Raw genomic sequence first — 16,198 nt, forward strand, 5'->3', positions numbered from 1 at the left:
ACGCTCTCAATAGAAGGCCCCCAGAACGAACCGTAAATTAGAGCGTGTCGACCCTGATCAGATCCGGATTTCCCATGATGCTTGCCTTGTGATTCCATATTTTTGGGGCAGAGATGGGCAAGCCGCATCTTGCTCAGTTGCGCGAACGTGCCGTGCGGCTTGTCGCGCAGGGCAACACGCATACTGAGGCGGCGCGGCGGCTGTGCGTGTCGATAAAGTTCGTCAACGACATGGTGCGGCTCAAGCGTGAAACCGGCTCGCTGGCTGCGAAACCTCAAGGCAATCCCGGGCGCGGTAAACTGACCGGTGTAAAAGGTTGGTTGGAGCGCCGGATTGCGGCGCAGCCCGAATTGACGATTGACGAGTTGACCGCGGAACTGGCCGCTGAGCACGGGGTGAAGGTGCATCGCTCGTCGCTCAGTCGGCTGCTGCTCAGGCTCGGGCTGTCACGCAAAAGAAGATCTGCAAGTGCTTGAGCAGATGCGCCGGGATGTGTCCGACCTGCGCGACATCGGTGCGTGGTTCCTCTTTCTGCCGACCTACAGCCATGACCTCAACCCAATCGAAATGACCTTCGCAAAGCTCAAGGCGCTGATTAGGAATGGCGACGCCAGGACCTAAAATGAACTTTGGCATACCGTCGGTGATGTCTGCGACCTCGTCACCCAGGAGGACTGCTAAAACTTCTTCAACGTAGCTGGATACAAAACCGATTAAAACTGACACGCTCTAATGCATCGCTGCGGCTTGGGTTCACCGCAAATCGACAGATTATCAGGGCAGGACCTCGAACCGGTCGACATCGACCATACCGTGATCGGTGATCTTCAGGTGCGGGATCACGGGAAGCGCCACGAAGGCCATCTGCAGGAAAGGCTCTTCCAGCGTGACGCCCAGCGACCGTGCGGCGCTTCGCAGGTTGCGAAGCTTCTCCTCAACCACTTCGAACGGCTCCATGCTCATCAAGCCGGCGATGGGAAGCGCCAGTTCGGCCAGCACCTTGCCGCCCTTCGCGACGACGAAGCCACCCTCGATCTCGGCCAGCCGGTTCGCGGCCAGCGCCATGTCGTCATAGTCGATCCCGATAACGACAATATTGTGATGGTCGTGGCAGACCGTCGCAGCGATGGCACCGTCCTTCACTTCAAATCCGCGCACGAATCCGGTGGCGATGTTGCCGTTCTTCCCGTGCCGCTCGATCACCGCGACGCGCGCGAGGTCCCGCGCGGGATCGGGCCGCTTATCACCCTCCTCCGGCGGGATTTCCTCGGTCAGGTGTTCGGTGATGATTTTGCCGGGCAAGATTCCGATGACCGGCGTCTCGGCGCGGTTGCCCCCGCTTCGGAACGAAGTGGCGGTGATCGCGGGCGGTTTGACGGAGTGGCGCGCGACTGGCGCGATCGTCTCGCGTGCCGCAAAGGCGTCCTCACCCACGACTACGCCACCGCAAATCACGGTTTCGGCGCGGCAGGTGGCCAGGTCATCCATGACCACGATATCGGCGCGTTTGCCGGGCGCGATCTGACCCCGATCCTTCAGACCGAACGCCTCGGCTGCCGAAAGGCTTGCGGCGCGGTAAATCGCCAGAACATCCGCTCCGGACGCGATGGCGGTCCTGATCATATAGTCCAGGTGCCCGTGTTCGGCGATGTCCAGAGGGTTTCGGTCATCGGTGCAAAGGCAGATATAGGGCGAGTTCCGCTCTGTGATCAGTGGCGTCAGCGCGGCAAGATCCTTGGATACTGAGCCTTCGCGGATCAGGATCCGCATTCCCTTCTGCAACTTTTCCACCGCTTCTTCATATCTGGTCGCCTCATGCTCGGTCCGGATGCCGGTCGAGACATAAGCGTTCAGATCCCGGCCGAGCAGTAGCGGCGCGTGCCCGTCGATATGCCCGCCCCGAAACGCATCAAGCTTGGCGATGGCGTCGGGCATTTTGTTGATCACACCGGGGTAATTCATGAACTCGGCCAGCCCGATCACGGCCGGATGGTCCCTGAGCAGGACAAGATCGTTGAGGTCAAGGCGCGCGCCCGCAGTCTCCATCTCGGTTGAGGGCACGCAGGATGACAGCTGTACGCGGATATCCATCAGAGTGTGCGCGCTGGCGTCGAGGAAATACTGGATGCCTGTGGTCCCGGCGACGTTGGCAATCTCGTGCGGGTCGCAGATCGCCGTGGTCACACCTTTGGGGCAAACGCAGCGGTCGAACTCGAAGGGTGTCACGCAAGAGCTTTCTATATGCAGATGCGTGTCGATGAATCCCGGAACCAGCATCTTGCCCGAGACGTCGATCATCCGGCGTCCCTCGTAGTCACCACAGGTGCCAACGATCATGTCACCGCAGATCGCAACATCGCCTTTCAGATGATTGCCGGTCACCGTGTCCAGAACCGTTCCGCCCCGAAGAACGATATCCGCCGGAACAAGTCCCCGGGCCTGGTCGATCATGTGGGGCAGGGTGGGTGTGCGGCTCATGTCTACTCGATGCTCTGCATACCGAGATACGTCAGTCTGCACCGTTCGATAATAAGGATGGCGTAGTAAAACGCAACGGAGAGGCATGGGCTGAATGCCATGGCACCATTGTCAGTTCAGCGGATGCTGTGTTGCGGCTGACGAAAGCGCTGACGAAGAACTGGCATGCGCTGTCGTTTTGCTATGAAGCCGGGCCCTGTGGGTACGGCCTGCACCGACATCTGACAAAGCTCGGGTTTGAATGCGCGGTGGTCTCGCCTGCGATGATCCCGCGCAGAGTGGGCGATCAAATCAAGACGGATCGACGTGATACTGAGATGTTGGCCGGCCCTGGCGGGCCAGTGAACTCACGCCAATCTGGACACCCGATGAAGAGTAAGATTCCATGCGCGATCTGACCCGAACGCATAAGCAGGCGATGGATGCGGTGAAGGTGGCCAAGCAGCAGCTTCTCAGCTTCCTGCTACGCCACGGGCTGAAGTATGAAACTGGCAGCTACTGTGGACGCTGAGACACCGCCGGAGGCTCGTGGAGATGCGCCGGGACTGCCAACTTGCAGACGCAACCGAGGCTGCTTAGCCGGTCACGATGAACATACCAGCTGAGATGCCGCGCTTGAAGGGCTACCGTTTTCCCCGTGAAGTCGTCGCCTATGCCGTTTGGGCCTGTCATCGGTTCGCGCTGAGTACGGCGGATGTAGAGGATCTGCTCGCCGAGCGAGGCGTCATCGTCAGCCTGGAAGCCGTTCGGAAATGGGTGAACCGGTTTGGTCGGCATTTCGCGCATTGCATCAAGCGCGACCGGCCCGCAGCGTCAGATGAGTGGCACCTCGATGAAGTCGCCGTCCTGATCAACGGCGTCAAGATGTGGTTATGGCGGGACGTGGATGGTGAGAAGGACAAGAAATTGATCCGGGGGATCAATTTCCCGACGAACGCGATGTGCTCGACATTCTGATGCAACCAAGGCGAAACGCCAAGGCAGCCAGGCGGCTTCTGAAACAGTTGATCGCCCGGTTTGGCCAGCCCCGTGTTATCGTCACGGACAAATTACGCAGCTATATCAAACCGATCCGCCAGCTGGCTCCGGACGAAGATCATCGCGCCCACAAAGCCCTGATTAATCGTATTGAGGACTCGCACCGACCAACGCGGAAACGAGAAAAGCTCATGAGCCGGTTCAAGTCGGTCGGGCAAGCGCAGCGCTTCCTCTCCGCCCATGACCAGATCAATGTGATCTTCAGACCCCGCCGCCATCTCTTACCGTCACGCCAGATCAGATGTCTTTGATCTTTGGCGCAGCTACGCCCTCGAAATGACCGCATGATCGTATCCGCGTAGGAGTCTTGCAATCGGTGCAGAACAAGTTGGCGATCCCGTCGCGCGGCCTATGAGCGTGTCATCTGAAAGGGCGGGGGAACGACCGAATACGTTCAGAGCTTGACCTGTGCAACATGGTCATGTCGGCAATAGAAAACTCTTGCAAAGCCGCAGCTGTCCACAAATGGCAGTGCCTCCCGCAAAATAATTGCGACAAAACCTGCTGGTGGCCTAACTGAACGAGGGGAAGGTTTCCTTTCGGATTGCAAATTTGAGGAGAGTCAAAATGGCTGATTATACGTCCTTCAACCTCGAACAATATGTCCGCGGACTTGATGGTCACCTGCCTGAGTTTCCATTTTCCTTCGCCGAGTGGGAAGAGAAAGCGACAACGCTGATGTCCACCAGCCTGTTGCACTATGTGGCGGGAGGCAGTGGCGACCAACACACCCAGACCAATAATGTCGAAGCGTTTCATCACTGGGGTATGACACCGCGGATGCTTGCCGCCGCCACCGAGCGCGATCTCTCCATCGAGCTGTTCGGGATGAAGCTGCCAACCCCGCTCTTTATGGCGCCCATTGGTGTGACCGGGATCATCGACCGAGACAACGATGGCGAGCGCGCCTGTGCCCGCGCTGCTGCGGCGACCGGAGTGCCCTTTTGTGCCTCTACGCTGACCCAGGTGCCCATGGAGAAAATCCCTGGCAGCCTCGGTGAGACGCCCGGATTTTTCCAGCTTTACACCCCTTCTGACAAGCAACTGGCCGAGAGCTTCATTTCCCGCGCCGAGGCGGCGGGCTTCAAAGCGCTGGTGGTGACCCTCGATACGTGGATGCCGGGCTACCGCCCCCGCGATCTGGTGCGCTCTAATTTCCCGCAACTGCGGGGGTGGTGTCTGGCGAACTATTTCAGCGACCAGCGCTTCCTCGACATTCTTGGACAGGACCCGGACAAAGACGTCCGCGCCACCGCTCGCGCCTTTGCCAGCGTCTTCGGGAAGTCTCTGGGCTGGGAGGATCTCGGCTGGCTGCGTGGCACCACGAAGCTGCCCATCGTTCTCAAGGGGATCTGCCATCCCGATGACGCCAAGCGCGCCATCGATGCGGGGATCGACGGTATTTACGTCTCGAACCACGGCGGTCGGCAGGCGAATGGCGGGCGCGCTGCGATCGACATGCTCCCCGAAGTTGCCGAGGTCTGTGGCGACACACCAGTCCTGTTCGACTCTGGCGTACGGTCGGGCGTGGACGTGGTCAAGGCGCTGGCACTCGGTGCCACAGCGGTCGGTATCGGGCGACCTTATTCCTACGGCTTGGCCATTGGTGGTGCAGCTGGAGTTGAGCACGTTCTGCGCTGTCTTTTGGCCGAGGCCGAGATCCAGATGGCTATCGACGGTCGCGCGGACATCGCGAGCCTGCGGGGTGATATCCAGCGGATCTGATCCACAACACGCGTCGACTTGATCTCTACCGGCTGCCACCGGTAGAATCTGAAATTTGATGTCCGGGTGGTGTCACGCGAACTCCGCCTTGGCTGTCAGGATCGACGGTTTCGGGTTCGCAAGGGCTGCATGACCGGGATACCGATCAGCTACAAGCGCCACCGCTTCCCGCCCGAGATCATTGCTCATGCCGTCTGGCTCTAGGCCCGGTTCAATCTGAGCCTGCGCGAGGTCGAAGAACTGTTCATGGTGCGTGGTATCGAGGTCTCATATGAAAGCATCCGCCGCCGAGTGGAAAAATTCGGTCCGCAGATTTCCAGACGGTTGCGACAGCGTAAGGGCCAACCGGGCGATGTCTGGCACCTTGATGAAGTCGAAGTGAAGCTGGCCGGGCACAAATTCCGGATCTGGCGCGCGGTCGATCAGCACGGCTTTGTCCTCGCAGAACTTCTTCAGTCGCGCCGTAACACCCGCGCTGCAAAGCGTCTGCTGCTCCGCCTGCTCAAGCGCTATTGGCTGCCGAAGCGGATCGTACGGACAAGCTGCGTACCTACGGCGCTGCGAAGCGGCAGATTGCGCCCGGTCTCTCTCACTGGTCGCATAAGGGCCCTAATAACCGCGCAGAAAGCAACCTTCTTCCATTCAGACAGCGCGAGCGGACGATGCAGGGATGTCGGTCTCCCAGTGCGCTACAGAGATTTATCACCCTTCAATCCGCGACACGAAACCACTTCTCCGTCCCCGCCCGCCGCCGCTCTGCTCTTACCAAGCGCTACCACCGCCTCGAGGCATTCGACGCATGGCAAACGGCGACGATGGCAGTTTGATCAGGTCAAATTTCAGTGTGAGTGTGAGTGTGAGTGTGAGCCTGAAGAGTTAATGTGACATCACCTGCCCGGCCGGCAATGTTGGCGCCGTGCACCTGAAAAACGTTCTCAGCCAGATCGACCCCGACCGCGATAATCTCCGACATCACCGTCCTCTTGGGTGGATTAACACAGACCGACCTTGGCCCTCAGATGATGTCGGGATGCTGTCACATCATCCGAATCGTATCCATTCCGCCACGGTGATGGGCTTCGCAACTCCTTTGCCGTCGGTGCCAAAGGCCGCCGCAGGTTTTGGCACCGAATGAGGTGAAGCTGTGGTCTGGTTCAGAGTAGGCCTTCGATGGTCTTGGTGAGACGGCGGGAGGTGGGGGATGTCGTGGCTCCCCAAGTGCCGGCGACGGTGCCGTCCGGAGCGATCAGGATCTTGTTGAAGTTCCACGCGGGGGTGAAACGGGTCTCCGCACGCACCGAGGCATAGAATGGATGTGCTTCGGGGCCTTTAACATGAGTGACGCCGGCCATCGGGAAGGTCAGGCCAAAGCGGACCTCGCAGCGCTCGCGGATGGCGCCCTCATCATACAATTCCTGACGGAAATCATCCGACGACACGGCCAGCACCACGAGGCCATCCTCGCGGTATGTGTCATATAGCTTTTGCAGCCCGTCAAACTGGAAGGCAAAGCCGCAGCGGGACGCCGTATTGACGACAAGAACCGGCTGTCCTCTCCAGTCGCTGAGCCGTATCTCTCCGCCACCGAGACGCGGGAACGGTGTGTCCAGATCAATCGTCATTTTGGAATCCTTTCGAAATCGCAGGTAACGGGGCCTGTGCCTTGTCACCTGCGGTATCCCTCGCGGGAGGCATCACATGGGTGGCATGCCCTCAAAGCTGGGGATGTCATCCCGCATCGGATGCCATTTCGGCGCGGAGGCAGTATAGATCTGCATTTGTGGGCTGAAATCGCTGTTATCGTCGAATGCGCCGAAACGGATCGGCAACGCCGGATAGGCCATCACCGACCATAACGGTGTTCCACAATCCGGGCAGTAGGCGCGCTGGATGCGATTGCCGCTATCGGCCTTCTTTTCATAGAGCGCCGGCGCGCCGGAGGTGACTTTGAAATCGTCCCTGGCCACTAAGGCAAAGACGTTCGGCCCACCTCCTGACGCGGCTTGACAATCGGTGCAGTGGCACGTGCCCGTGCCCAGAAAGTCTCCCGTGGCCTCAAAGCGCACTGCTCCGCAGGCACATCCTCCGGTTCTCGACATAGTCTTGACTCCTTATGCTGTTGTTCCGAGCTGTCAGCTGCGGTTCTTGAGGAACTTGATCGCCCGGTCAGCGAGGTCGCCCCAAGGGGGTCCCAGCTTTTCGAGGCCATTGATAAAGCCGATCTTGTGCACCGAGCGGGCGTGGCTGAACCGCTTGAACCCCTCATGCCCGTGATAGCCGCCGATCCCACTGGATCCGACACCACCGAAGGCCATGGATTCCTGCGTGGGATGGATCATCGTGGCGTTCAGCGTCACGCCACCGGAAATCGAACGATCCATGATCCCGTCCAGCACGCTCTGGTCGTTGCTGAACGCATAGAGCGCAAGCGGTCTGGGACGGTCATTGATGTAGCGCGCGACCTCGTCCAGGCTGTCATAAGGCAGCACCGGCAGGATCGGTCCGAAGATCTCTTTGGTCAGCAGCTCAGATTTTTCGGGTGCGTCCAGGACCACGGTAGGCGGGATCTTGCGACGACCGGCTGCCGAGCCATCATCAGCCACCTGCATGACCCGTGCACCCCCTCTGCGCGCCTTTTCGAGTGCGCCTGTCAGGCGATCGAATGCCTTCTGCGAGATGATCGACGTATAATCGTCATTTGTAGCGGCATTCGGATATTTCTCATTCGCGTGGTCGATCATCGCCTTGGCAAATTCTTCGACCTTCTCTCTGGGCACCAGAGCGTAGTCGGGGGCGATGCAGGTCTGTCCGGAATTCAGGTATTTGCCAAACGAAATGCTTCTGGCGGCATCTTTGACGTCGAAATCACCGGCGACAATCACCGGCGATTTGCCCCCCAACTCCAGCGTCACGGGGGTGAGGTTCTTAGCCGCAGACGACATGATCCGTTTGCGGATGGCCTCCGATCCGGTGAACACCAGATGGTCAAAGGGCAGATCGGAGAAGGCATCTGAGATGTCATGATCGCCCGTCACAACGGTGACTTCCGATTCGTCGAATGTCTGTGCGATGAGTTCTGCCAGCAGCGCGGAAGTCCTGGCCGTCTGACTCGAGGGCTTTAGCATCGCCCGATTTCCTGCGGCGAGAACATCCACGAGGGGACCCAGTGACAAAAAGAGCGGATAGTTCCACGGCGACATGATGCCGATCACACCGAGTGGTTCATAGCGCACCCAGTTTTTGCCGGGTTTGAACGGCAGATCAACATGGCGACGGGACGGCTTCATCCATTTACGCAATCCTTTGGTTGAGGCGCGGATTGCGTTGAGGGTCAGCACGATGTCGAGCATCCTGCTTTCGTGCGTGGAACGGTGCCCGAAATCATTGCTGATCGCCTCCACGAAGGCTTTCTCGTTATCGACCAGCATCTTGCGGAGCCGGTCGAGCCGGTCGAGCCGCTGCTCGGCGCTCACAACCGCGCCTGAGCGGGTTTCGGCATGCATACGATCAAACCGGCGCCGCATCTCATCTTTGGTGGTCGCAGCGGATCGCTCTGTTTCCAATGTGTCTTTCATAGCTGAATACTTTCTTTGCGAACGGGCGGACAGCTCCTCGTCGATCCATGACACCATTTGGACGCCCAGCCTTCGGACGTTTCAGCGATTCAACTAATCGGCGAATACCCGGTTCCCGTGACGCTGTGTCACGAGGCCCGGCGAGCGATCTCCCCGATCCCGTCCTGGTCCAGCGACAACGCCGCGCCGCAGAAGCGGGAATCGCTGTTAATCTGGGTCGACAAGAACGTGACCTGGCTTGCGCCGGGTGACGGTCGTACGAGTCGTCCGTCGGTCTTTTCCGATGCGGCGAGCCAGTTCTGTCTGTCGATCAAAGCGCTACACAAGCTGCCGTTGCGCCGGACATCATCGATGGTGGCGATCCTGCTGAAATGAGCTGGTCTGGACCGGCTGGTGCAGGACTTTTCCACCATGTGCCGAAGACAGGAGACCTTGGCGGTGAAGGTCCTCTAGCACCGCGCGGATGGGTCGCTGAACCTGCAGAGTTAATGTGACATCACCCTTGCGCGCCTTCGAGAACGAGCCACGTCTGCATGCCGCAGTTGATCACATTGCCCAGAGGCGCGCGAGAAGCAAAGGGCTAATGACAGCCCAATCTCACAATTAAGGGTAAAACATGTCGCCAAACACGCCCCAACTCAGCTTTAAGGGCAACGCGACACGGCGCCGAGGTCAGATGACAGGATGCGCAGGGCCTTGAAGAGCTAGGAATAGCGCTGCGCGATGACGCGTGGTGCTGCGACAGCACGTGGGTTTGCATTCGTGCGCAATGAGTTCCGGGCGTCCTGCATGCCGGTTCGCAGAAACGCATAAATGAGATCTAAGAGGAGGATCTGTCGCTCTTCCTGTCATCTGGGTCTGCTCGCGCGCCCTAGTTGGCGTCGCGTCAGACGGATCTGGGTGTGGGACCGGACGACGCACGACGCGCCTTTCGTCTTTAGCAGTTCAGCATGGGCATTATGGAGCATAGGCCGAGCGAGATGGTCCCCGCCAAGGAACCCGATTGCCCGCATCCCGGCGGCCTCGGCGGCGGCGATCCCGACCGGCGAGTCCTCTATGACGACGCACTCTTCCGGGCGCGTGGCCAGCTTCTCAGCGGCATGGAGAAAGAGATCAGGCGCGGGCTTCCCTCTGCTGACCAGCTCGGCGCTGAACACATGGTTAAAGCGCTGTTCGAGTCCGATCGCACTGAGGGCCACGCCCAGACGTTCGAAGCTGCTGCTCGACGCAATGCAATACGCGATCCCGGCATCATCAAGGTCATCGAGAAGGCTTTCGATGCCGGACATGGGGCGGAGGGCACTCCGGAACTGTGTGAAAAGGCGGGCTTCCCAATCTCGCCGGAAGGCCTCGAAGCTGTCGCCACGCCCGTTATCCTCAAGGAACGTCGCAATGGTTCTGACCGAAGTTCCGAGAAAGCGCGCCTGTAATGCCTCGAGAGACATGTCGATCCCGAGGTCGCACAGGCTCGCTTGCAACGTGCCGAGCGAGATCATTTCGCTGTCGGCCACCACGCCATCGAAGTCGAAGATCACCAGAGCGACCTCTGGCCGCAGATATTCGATATGCCCTTCCTCAGTCATCAGGCCGGTCCGTCAGCGCAGAGCGAGGCCGTCGGCGTCGAACTGGTGCAGGCGGTGTCCGGGAATGCGGAGCCCCAACTGGGCGTCGATCTGCGTCTCATCATCCCCATCCAGCCGCGCCACCAGCTCGGTCCCATCTCCCACGGTGAGGTAGAGCAGCGTTTCGGCACCCAGACGTTCCTTGTTCCGGACCATCGCGTCCACGTTGCCAGCACCCGGAGCGACAAGGTCGAAATGTTCAGGCCGACAGCCAATGAGTTCAGTGCCGGGTTTCAGCGGCAAACCAGTCACGACACCGGCATCGAAGACGTTCATCGCCGGCGAACCGATAAACTCCGCGACGAAGCGCGAAACGGGACGGTGGTAGAGGTCCATGGGCGAGCCGACCTGTTCGATCCGCCCGCCGTTCAGCACGACGATCTTGTCGGCCATGGTCATCGCTTCCACCTGATCGTGGGTGACATACACCATTGTTGAGCCAAGCTGCTTATGCAGCCCTTCCAGTTCCACCCGCATCGCCACGCGGAGTTTGGCATCGAGGTTCGACAGTGGCTCGTCGAAGAGAAAGACAGCGGGGTTTTTCACAATCGCCCGGCCTATCGCGACGCGTTGCCGCTGACCGCCGGAGAGTTGCCCGGGTTTGCGGTCGAGATAGTCTTCGAGTTGCAGGATTCTGGCGGCTTCCTTGATCCGCTCGACTTGGAGCGCCTTGTCGAAGCCGTTGACCTTCATGCCGAATTCCATGTTCTCGCGGACTGACATGTGCGGGTAGAGCGCGTAGGACTGAAACACCATAGAGATGTCGCGGTCAGCGGGTTCGGCGTTTGTGACGTCCCTGTCGCCGATGCGGATTGTCCCGGATTCGGCCCCTTCGAGGCCCGCGAGAGTGCGCAGCAACGTGGACTTCCCGCAACCCGAGGGACCGACAAAGACGCAGAACTCTCCATCCTCGATCTGAAGGCTCACATCGAAGAGGGCCTGCGTGGCCCCGTAGAATTTGTTCAGCCCCTGAATGTCTATTCCCGCCATTCCGCGCCCCTCTCCTCATCCGACCTGCGCCGATTTTACAAAAATGTCTTAATGAATACTTTTGTATTGACATAAGGGTTTGGTCAATACTTTTATAAGCCCTATCGGACAATAGACGACATTTTACTCTGGGAGGAAAACAATGAAGCTCAGAAAGTTGCTCTGCACCTCAGCCATTGCCGGGATTGTGGCCACCGGCGCTCTGGCGGAAAGTCATGGCTGGAGCCTGAAGGACGCCGCCGCCCCCTATGCGGGGACCACCGTGGATGTCGTGTTCCTGCTGCGCCCCGGTTACGAGGCGATCGAGGCCATGCTGCCCGCCTTCGAAGAGGAGACCGGTATTAAGGTCAACGTCATCAAGCACCCCTATGAGAATGCTCTGGGTGAGCAGGTGCGGGATTTCGTGGCGGGCGGTGATCTGGATATCGCTCTGATCGACCTCGTCTGGATCGGCAATTTCGCCGAGAACGAGTGGATCGTGCCGGTCGATCAGATCAAGGCGGACTACCCCGAAATCATTGATCCCGATCTGGACATGGATGATTTCTTCCCGCTGGTGCTGAACGCGTTTGGCGGCTGGAATGACACCATTTATGGCCTGCCCTTTGATAACTATTCAGGTCTGATGTTCTATAATCGTTGTATGCTCGAAGAGGCGGGCTTTGACGGGCCGCCGGAGACCTGGGAAGAGCTGAAGGATACCTATGGCCCTGCGTTGACCAAGGACGGCAAATACGCCTTTGCTCTACAGTCCAAGCGCAACGAAACCCAGTCCGCCGACAGCTTTGCCCGAGTGCTCTGGCCCTTTGGCGGTTCGTTCCTGAACGACGAATTCCGCTCGAACCTCAACAGCGAGGAGAGTCAGGCTGGTCTGAAGTTCCGTCAGGATCTGATGCAATACATGCCCGACGGCATCGTGGCCTATGACCATGCAGAGACGGTGAACGGCTTTGCACAGGGCGACGTCGCGATGATCACCGAATGGTCGGCTTTCTACTCCACCGTGGTCTCACCCGACACCTCCGCCGTGGCTGATTGCGTCGAGATCGCGCCGGAGCCCAAGGGACCCGCAGGCCGGAAACCGGCGCTCGGTGGCTTCTCGCTGGCGGTGGCGGAGCAGGCCGATGACGATGAAAAGGCCGCTGCCTGGCTGTTCATCCAGTGGGCAACCTCCAAGGCCAATGCGGGCGAATATCTGGAACGGGGCGGCGTACCCGCGCGTCAGTCCGCCTATGCCGATGAGAGCCTCGCGGAGACCTACAAATTCGTCCCGGCGCTGGTCGAAAGCTGGCAGGACGGCGTGCCGGAATTCCGTCCGCGCTTTGCCGAATGGCCTGAAATCACCGAAATCGTGCAGGAGTGGGGCACGAAGATGATGCTGGGCGAGGTCTCCACCGAGGAGGGCGCGCAGGAGATCGGCACCCGCATGGAAGAAGTGCTTGAGGCCGCCGGCTACTACGACGGTGAAAAGCCGCTGGCCCAGTAAGCCCGGCCCAGTGCGATACGGGGGGCGGCGCGGCTGCGCCGTCCGCCACAGACAGACCCGAGGCGGAGGATGAGATGCAGAACAAGGTTTCGCGTGGCACATTGCTGGGTTTTCTGGGACCCGCGGTGCTGGGATTGGCGCTCGTGGGGATTGCGCCGCTGCTCTACGCGCTCTGGACCTCTCTGCATTTCTTTAACCTGACCAAGCTGAAAAAGATCGAGTTCATCGGTCTTGAGAACTACTGGACGGTACTCACCGACGGGGTGTTCTGGCAGGCCATGGGGCGGACCTTCTTTCTGCTCGGCACAGCGCTGCCTTTGCAGATCGCACTCGGGCTTGGGATCGCGCTCCTGCTGCATCAGCCCGGCCTGACCCTCCTGAAAACGCTTGCCCGGCTCAGCCTCGTTCTGCCCATGGCGACCACTTACGCGGTGGTGGGCCTGCTGGGGCAGGTGATGTTCAACCAGAAATTCGGCGTTATGAATCAGCTTCTCGGTGGGGCCGATATCAACTGGATTGGAGATCCCCAAAACGCCTTTGCGATGATCATCTTCTGGGATGTCTGGCAGTGGACTCCGTTCGTGGCGCTCGTGCTGCTGGCTGGCCTGACCATGGTTCCAGGCGAGGTCGAGGAGGCCGCGCGACTGGAGACCAAGAGTTGGTGGGTGATCCTGCGCCATGTGCAACTGCCGTTTCTGTTGCCCGGCCTCACTGCGGTGCTGATACTGCGCACCGCCGATACGCTGAAACTCTTCGACATGGTGTTTACCCTGACCCGGGGCGGACCGGGCGCGGCGACGGAGTTCATTTCGCTGATGATCCAGCGCGTCGGGTTCCGGGCGTTCGATCAGGGGCTCGCCTCGGCGCAGGCGGTGATCCTGTTGATCATCACCATCATCCTCGCCCGCATCTACATCCGCGTCTTTTACAAGGAGGTCTGAGCCATGACCCAACCCCGCTCTCTCCTCTGGCAGATCGTGCTCCTGATCCTCGTGATCGCACTCTGTGTATTCCCGTTCTACTGGATGGTGACCACGTCGCTGAAAACACAGGTCGTGGCACTGGAGGCGCCACCGGTCTGGATCTTTGAGCCGACCCTCGACAATTACAGGGAAGCGCTGTTCGAGGATGGGGTGCTGCGGACGCTGATCAACTCGCTGGTCATCGCCGTCTCGACCACGCTTCTGGCGTTGGTGCTGGGGGTGCCCGCCGCCTTTGCCCTCGCGCGCTTTGAGTTCCGCGGCAAAAAGGACCTCTGGTTCTGGTTCATCACCAACCGCATGGTCAGCCCGATCGTGCTCGCGCTGCCGTTCTTCCTGATCGCGCGCAATCTCGGGCTGCTCGACAAGCATATCACGCTGGTTCTGATTTACTTGACGTTCAACCTGCCCATCGTCATCTGGATCGTCACCGACCAGTTTCGCGGGATCCCCTATGATCTGGATGAGGCCGCGCGCCTCGAAGGGGCGTCCCAATGGACCATCATGCGCAAGATCTGCCTGCCTCTGGCCATGCCGGGCATCGCGGTCTCCGCGATCTTTTCCTTCATCTTTTCGTGGAACGAGCTGCTGTTCGGATTGATCCTGACCCGCTCGGAGGCCAAGACCGCGCCTGCCATGGCTGTCTCCTTTATGGAAGGGTACAACCTGCCCTATGGCAAGATCATGGCCACCTCGACCCTGATCGTGATCCCGGTTCTGATCTTTGCGCTGATCGCGTCAAAGCAACTGGTGCGCGGTCTGACCATGGGGGCGGTCAAGTAAGAGGAGGCCCCAATGTCGCGCTACATCAAGATCGACCAGATCGATACCGAAGAGCAACTCCTTGTCCGGCTGGCCTGGGCCTGTGAGGTCGAGGGGCTGACCCAGAGTGAAGCGGCCGATCGCTTCGGCATCTCCCGGCTCCGGGTCAACAAGGGGCTGCAAGAGGCGCGTCGGCGGGGGATCCTGCGGGTGAATGTGGAGTCGATCTATGCCGCTTCGGCAGAACTCGAATGGAAGATCGAGCACCGCTTTCGTCTGATGCGCGCGGTGATCGTGCCCGCGCCGGAACATCCGGCCTCTGTGACCCCGCTGGTGGGGGCGGGCCTCGGGGCGCATCTGGCGCAGGTCCTCGCAGACCCCAATCTGACGACTTTTGGTATGTCTTGGGGCAACACCCTAAATCACGCGACCCGTCATATGCCGCCGGTGAACCGTCCCGATCTGGAGATCCTGTCGATCATGGGAGGCGTTGTGCGCGGGTCCGACGTGAATGGTTTTGAGATTACCACGCGCCTCTCGGACCTCTGCAATTCCCGCCACAGCTTCTTCACCGCGCCGCTTTATGCTGGCAGCGCCGCCAGCCGGGACATGTTCCTGGAGCAGGACGTCATTGCCGAGCAGCTGGAAAAGATCCGCGCCTGCAAGGCCATCGCATTGGCCACGGGCGACCTCGACAGCTCGCTCCTTGTCCGCGATGCGCTGCCCCGGGACATTGACCGGGACGCGCTGGTGCGGCTCGGCGGGGTCGGCGACATCACCGGCTATGTCCTGAACGCCGACGGCGCCCCCATCGACCACGAGATCAATGACCGGGTCATCGGCCTGACCCTTGATGACATCGCCCGCATCCCCAACGTGATCCTCGCGGCGGGGGGCGTTCACAAAGTCCCGATCCTGCTAGCCGCGCTCCGACGGCGGCTGGTGGATACGCTGGTGACCGATGAGACGACTGCGCTCCGGCTGCTTGAGGCGGCTGGAGACTGAGACCCAGGAACAGGATCCTTTCCGTGGTACAACAGGCCCTCGTGCTCGAAGAAAAAGACCGCCTCTCGCTGCGGGAGATCGACCTGCCTGACACGCTCGGGCCGGAGGATGTGCGGATCGCGATCCACACGGTCGGCGTGTGCGGCAGCGACGTGCATTATTACACCCATGGGAAAATCGGGCCCTTTGTGGTGACCGAGCCCATGGTGCTTGGCCACGAGGCCGCCGGGACGGTGACCGAGGTCGGTCGCGATGTGACCAGCCTCGCCGTGGGTGACCGCGTCTGCATGGAGCCGGGCATTCCGAATATGCGCTCGCGCGCCGCCAAGCTCGGGGTCTACAATGTCGATCCATCAGTGCGGTTCTGGGCGACGCCGCCGGTCCATGGCTGCCTGACGCCTTCGGTCGTGCATCCCGCCGCGTTCACCTACAAATTGCCAGACCACGTGAGCTTTGCCGAAGGCGCCATGGTCGAGCCCTTTGCCATCGGCATGCAGGCCGCCGCCCGTGCGAAGATCAAGCCCGGTGACATCGCCC

15 protein-coding genes and 4 pseudogenes are annotated in these 16,198 nt (G+C 60.1%); 12 read left to right on the forward strand and 7 right to left on the reverse strand.

The window, feature by feature from the left end; genetic code table 11:
• Positions 1 to 113 precede the first annotated feature (113 nt).
• The gene (locus tag FEV53_RS21280; RefSeq protein ID WP_221931635.1) at positions 114 to 476 is read left to right on the forward strand and encodes a hypothetical protein; all 363 of its coding nucleotides are present in this window, start codon (positions 114 to 116) and stop codon (positions 474 to 476) included.
• A 37-nt stretch (positions 477 to 513) separates the two neighbouring features.
• Positions 514 to 601 (forward strand): annotated as a pseudogene (locus FEV53_RS22155) (transposase); the annotation flags it as partial.
• A 173-nt stretch (positions 602 to 774) separates the two neighbouring features.
• Here FEV53_RS22155 and ade read toward each other — a convergent pair.
• The gene (gene ade, locus FEV53_RS15410) at positions 775 to 2,478 is read right to left on the reverse strand and encodes an adenine deaminase (protein WP_142835689.1); all 1,704 of its coding nucleotides are present in this window, start codon (positions 2,476 to 2,478) and stop codon (positions 775 to 777) included.
• Positions 2,479 to 2,863: 385 nt separating this feature from the next.
• Between ade and FEV53_RS21920 the strand changes: the two genes are divergently transcribed.
• The 4 genes and pseudogenes from FEV53_RS21920 to FEV53_RS21580 all read left to right on the forward strand — a co-directional run bounded on the left by FEV53_RS21920 (position 2,864) and on the right by FEV53_RS21580 (position 6,068).
• The gene (locus tag FEV53_RS21920; protein ID WP_281283539.1) at positions 2,864 to 2,989 is read left to right on the forward strand and encodes a hypothetical protein; all 126 of its coding nucleotides are present in this window, start codon (positions 2,864 to 2,866) and stop codon (positions 2,987 to 2,989) included.
• Positions 2,990 to 3,066: 77 nt separating this feature from the next.
• Positions 3,067 to 3,804: pseudogene (locus tag FEV53_RS15415) on the forward strand (IS6 family transposase).
• A 279-nt stretch (positions 3,805 to 4,083) separates the two neighbouring features.
• Positions 4,084 to 5,241 (forward strand): alpha-hydroxy-acid oxidizing protein, encoded by a 1,158-nt coding sequence (locus FEV53_RS15420; protein ID WP_142835690.1) that lies wholly within the window; start codon positions 4,084 to 4,086, stop codon positions 5,239 to 5,241.
• A gap of 180 nt (positions 5,242 to 5,421) precedes the next feature.
• Positions 5,422 to 6,068, forward strand: a pseudogene (locus tag FEV53_RS21580) (IS6 family transposase).
• Positions 6,069 to 6,073: 5 nt separating this feature from the next.
• Here the strand turns inward: FEV53_RS21580 and FEV53_RS21290 are convergent.
• The 4 genes from FEV53_RS21290 to FEV53_RS15440 all read right to left on the reverse strand — a co-directional run bounded on the left by FEV53_RS21290 (position 6,074) and on the right by FEV53_RS15440 (position 8,816).
• The gene (locus tag FEV53_RS21290) at positions 6,074 to 6,214 is read right to left on the reverse strand and encodes a hypothetical protein (RefSeq protein WP_221931636.1); all 141 of its coding nucleotides are present in this window, start codon (positions 6,212 to 6,214) and stop codon (positions 6,074 to 6,076) included.
• Between the two features lie 181 nt (positions 6,215 to 6,395).
• On the reverse strand, positions 6,396 to 6,863 hold the full coding sequence (locus FEV53_RS15430; RefSeq protein ID WP_142835691.1) for a glutathione peroxidase: 468 nt from the start codon (positions 6,861 to 6,863) through the stop codon (positions 6,396 to 6,398).
• A gap of 72 nt (positions 6,864 to 6,935) precedes the next feature.
• Positions 6,936 to 7,340, reverse strand: a complete 405-nt coding sequence (locus tag FEV53_RS15435) for a GFA family protein (protein WP_142835692.1) — start codon at positions 7,338 to 7,340, stop codon at positions 6,936 to 6,938.
• A 33-nt stretch (positions 7,341 to 7,373) separates the two neighbouring features.
• Positions 7,374 to 8,816 (reverse strand): coniferyl aldehyde dehydrogenase, encoded by a 1,443-nt coding sequence (locus tag FEV53_RS15440; protein ID WP_142835693.1) that lies wholly within the window; start codon positions 8,814 to 8,816, stop codon positions 7,374 to 7,376.
• A 147-nt stretch (positions 8,817 to 8,963) separates the two neighbouring features.
• Between FEV53_RS15440 and FEV53_RS15445 the strand changes: the two are divergent.
• Positions 8,964 to 9,266: pseudogene (locus FEV53_RS15445) on the forward strand (transposase); the annotation flags it as partial.
• Positions 9,267 to 9,664: 398 nt separating this feature from the next.
• Here the strand turns inward: FEV53_RS15445 and FEV53_RS15450 are convergent.
• A complete protein-coding gene (locus FEV53_RS15450; RefSeq protein WP_142835695.1) occupies positions 9,665 to 10,399 on the reverse strand; it encodes an HAD family hydrolase in 735 nt (244 codons plus the stop codon).
• A gap of 12 nt (positions 10,400 to 10,411) precedes the next feature.
• The gene (locus FEV53_RS15455) at positions 10,412 to 11,428 is read right to left on the reverse strand and encodes an ABC transporter ATP-binding protein (protein WP_142835696.1); all 1,017 of its coding nucleotides are present in this window, start codon (positions 11,426 to 11,428) and stop codon (positions 10,412 to 10,414) included.
• 142 nt (positions 11,429 to 11,570) lie between these two features.
• Between FEV53_RS15455 and FEV53_RS15460 the strand changes: the two genes are divergently transcribed.
• The 5 genes from FEV53_RS15460 to FEV53_RS15480 all read left to right on the forward strand — a co-directional run.
• Positions 11,571 to 12,914 (forward strand): ABC transporter substrate-binding protein, encoded by a 1,344-nt coding sequence (locus FEV53_RS15460; protein ID WP_142835697.1) that lies wholly within the window; start codon positions 11,571 to 11,573, stop codon positions 12,912 to 12,914.
• 74 nt (positions 12,915 to 12,988) lie between these two features.
• On the forward strand, positions 12,989 to 13,855 hold the full coding sequence (locus FEV53_RS15465) for a carbohydrate ABC transporter permease (RefSeq protein WP_142835698.1): 867 nt from the start codon (positions 12,989 to 12,991) through the stop codon (positions 13,853 to 13,855).
• A 3-nt stretch (positions 13,856 to 13,858) separates the two neighbouring features.
• Entirely contained in the window at positions 13,859 to 14,677 is an 819-nt protein-coding gene (locus tag FEV53_RS15470) for a carbohydrate ABC transporter permease (RefSeq protein ID WP_142835699.1), read from the forward strand.
• Between the two features lie 12 nt (positions 14,678 to 14,689).
• Positions 14,690 to 15,661 carry a sugar-binding transcriptional regulator gene (locus tag FEV53_RS15475; RefSeq protein WP_142835700.1) on the forward strand — a complete coding sequence of 324 codons (972 nt, stop codon included), beginning with the start codon at positions 14,690 to 14,692 and terminating at the stop codon, positions 15,659 to 15,661.
• Between the two features lie 23 nt (positions 15,662 to 15,684).
• Positions 15,685 to 16,198 (forward strand): alcohol dehydrogenase catalytic domain-containing protein (locus tag FEV53_RS15480; protein ID WP_185962248.1); only part of this gene is annotated, 514 nt, incomplete at its 3' end.

It is taken from the genome of Palleronia caenipelagi (assembly GCF_007004065.1).
Classification (GTDB): domain Bacteria; phylum Pseudomonadota; class Alphaproteobacteria; order Rhodobacterales; family Rhodobacteraceae; genus Palleronia; species Palleronia caenipelagi.

Coding starts and splice junctions, on each gene's coding strand:
- FEV53_RS21280 (WP_221931635.1), top strand. CDS start 114: ATGGGCAAGCCGCATCTTGCTCAGTTGCGCGAACGTGCCGTGCGGCTT.
- ade (WP_142835689.1), bottom strand. CDS start 2,478: ATGAGCCGCACACCCACCCTGCCCCACATGATCGACCAGGCCCGGGGA.
- FEV53_RS21920 (WP_281283539.1), top strand. CDS start 2,864: ATGCGCGATCTGACCCGAACGCATAAGCAGGCGATGGATGCGGTGAAG.
- FEV53_RS15420 (WP_142835690.1), top strand. CDS start 4,084: ATGGCTGATTATACGTCCTTCAACCTCGAACAATATGTCCGCGGACTT.
- FEV53_RS21290 (WP_221931636.1), bottom strand. CDS start 6,214: ATGTCGGAGATTATCGCGGTCGGGGTCGATCTGGCTGAGAACGTTTTT.
- FEV53_RS15430 (WP_142835691.1), bottom strand. CDS start 6,863: ATGACGATTGATCTGGACACACCGTTCCCGCGTCTCGGTGGCGGAGAG.
- FEV53_RS15435 (WP_142835692.1), bottom strand. CDS start 7,340: ATGTCGAGAACCGGAGGATGTGCCTGCGGAGCAGTGCGCTTTGAGGCC.
- FEV53_RS15440 (WP_142835693.1), bottom strand. CDS start 8,816: ATGAAAGACACATTGGAAACAGAGCGATCCGCTGCGACCACCAAAGAT.
- FEV53_RS15450 (WP_142835695.1), bottom strand. CDS start 10,399: ATGACTGAGGAAGGGCATATCGAATATCTGCGGCCAGAGGTCGCTCTG.
- FEV53_RS15455 (WP_142835696.1), bottom strand. CDS start 11,428: ATGGCGGGAATAGACATTCAGGGGCTGAACAAATTCTACGGGGCCACG.
- FEV53_RS15460 (WP_142835697.1), top strand. CDS start 11,571: ATGAAGCTCAGAAAGTTGCTCTGCACCTCAGCCATTGCCGGGATTGTG.
- FEV53_RS15465 (WP_142835698.1), top strand. CDS start 12,989: ATGCAGAACAAGGTTTCGCGTGGCACATTGCTGGGTTTTCTGGGACCC.
- FEV53_RS15470 (WP_142835699.1), top strand. CDS start 13,859: ATGACCCAACCCCGCTCTCTCCTCTGGCAGATCGTGCTCCTGATCCTC.
- FEV53_RS15475 (WP_142835700.1), top strand. CDS start 14,690: ATGTCGCGCTACATCAAGATCGACCAGATCGATACCGAAGAGCAACTC.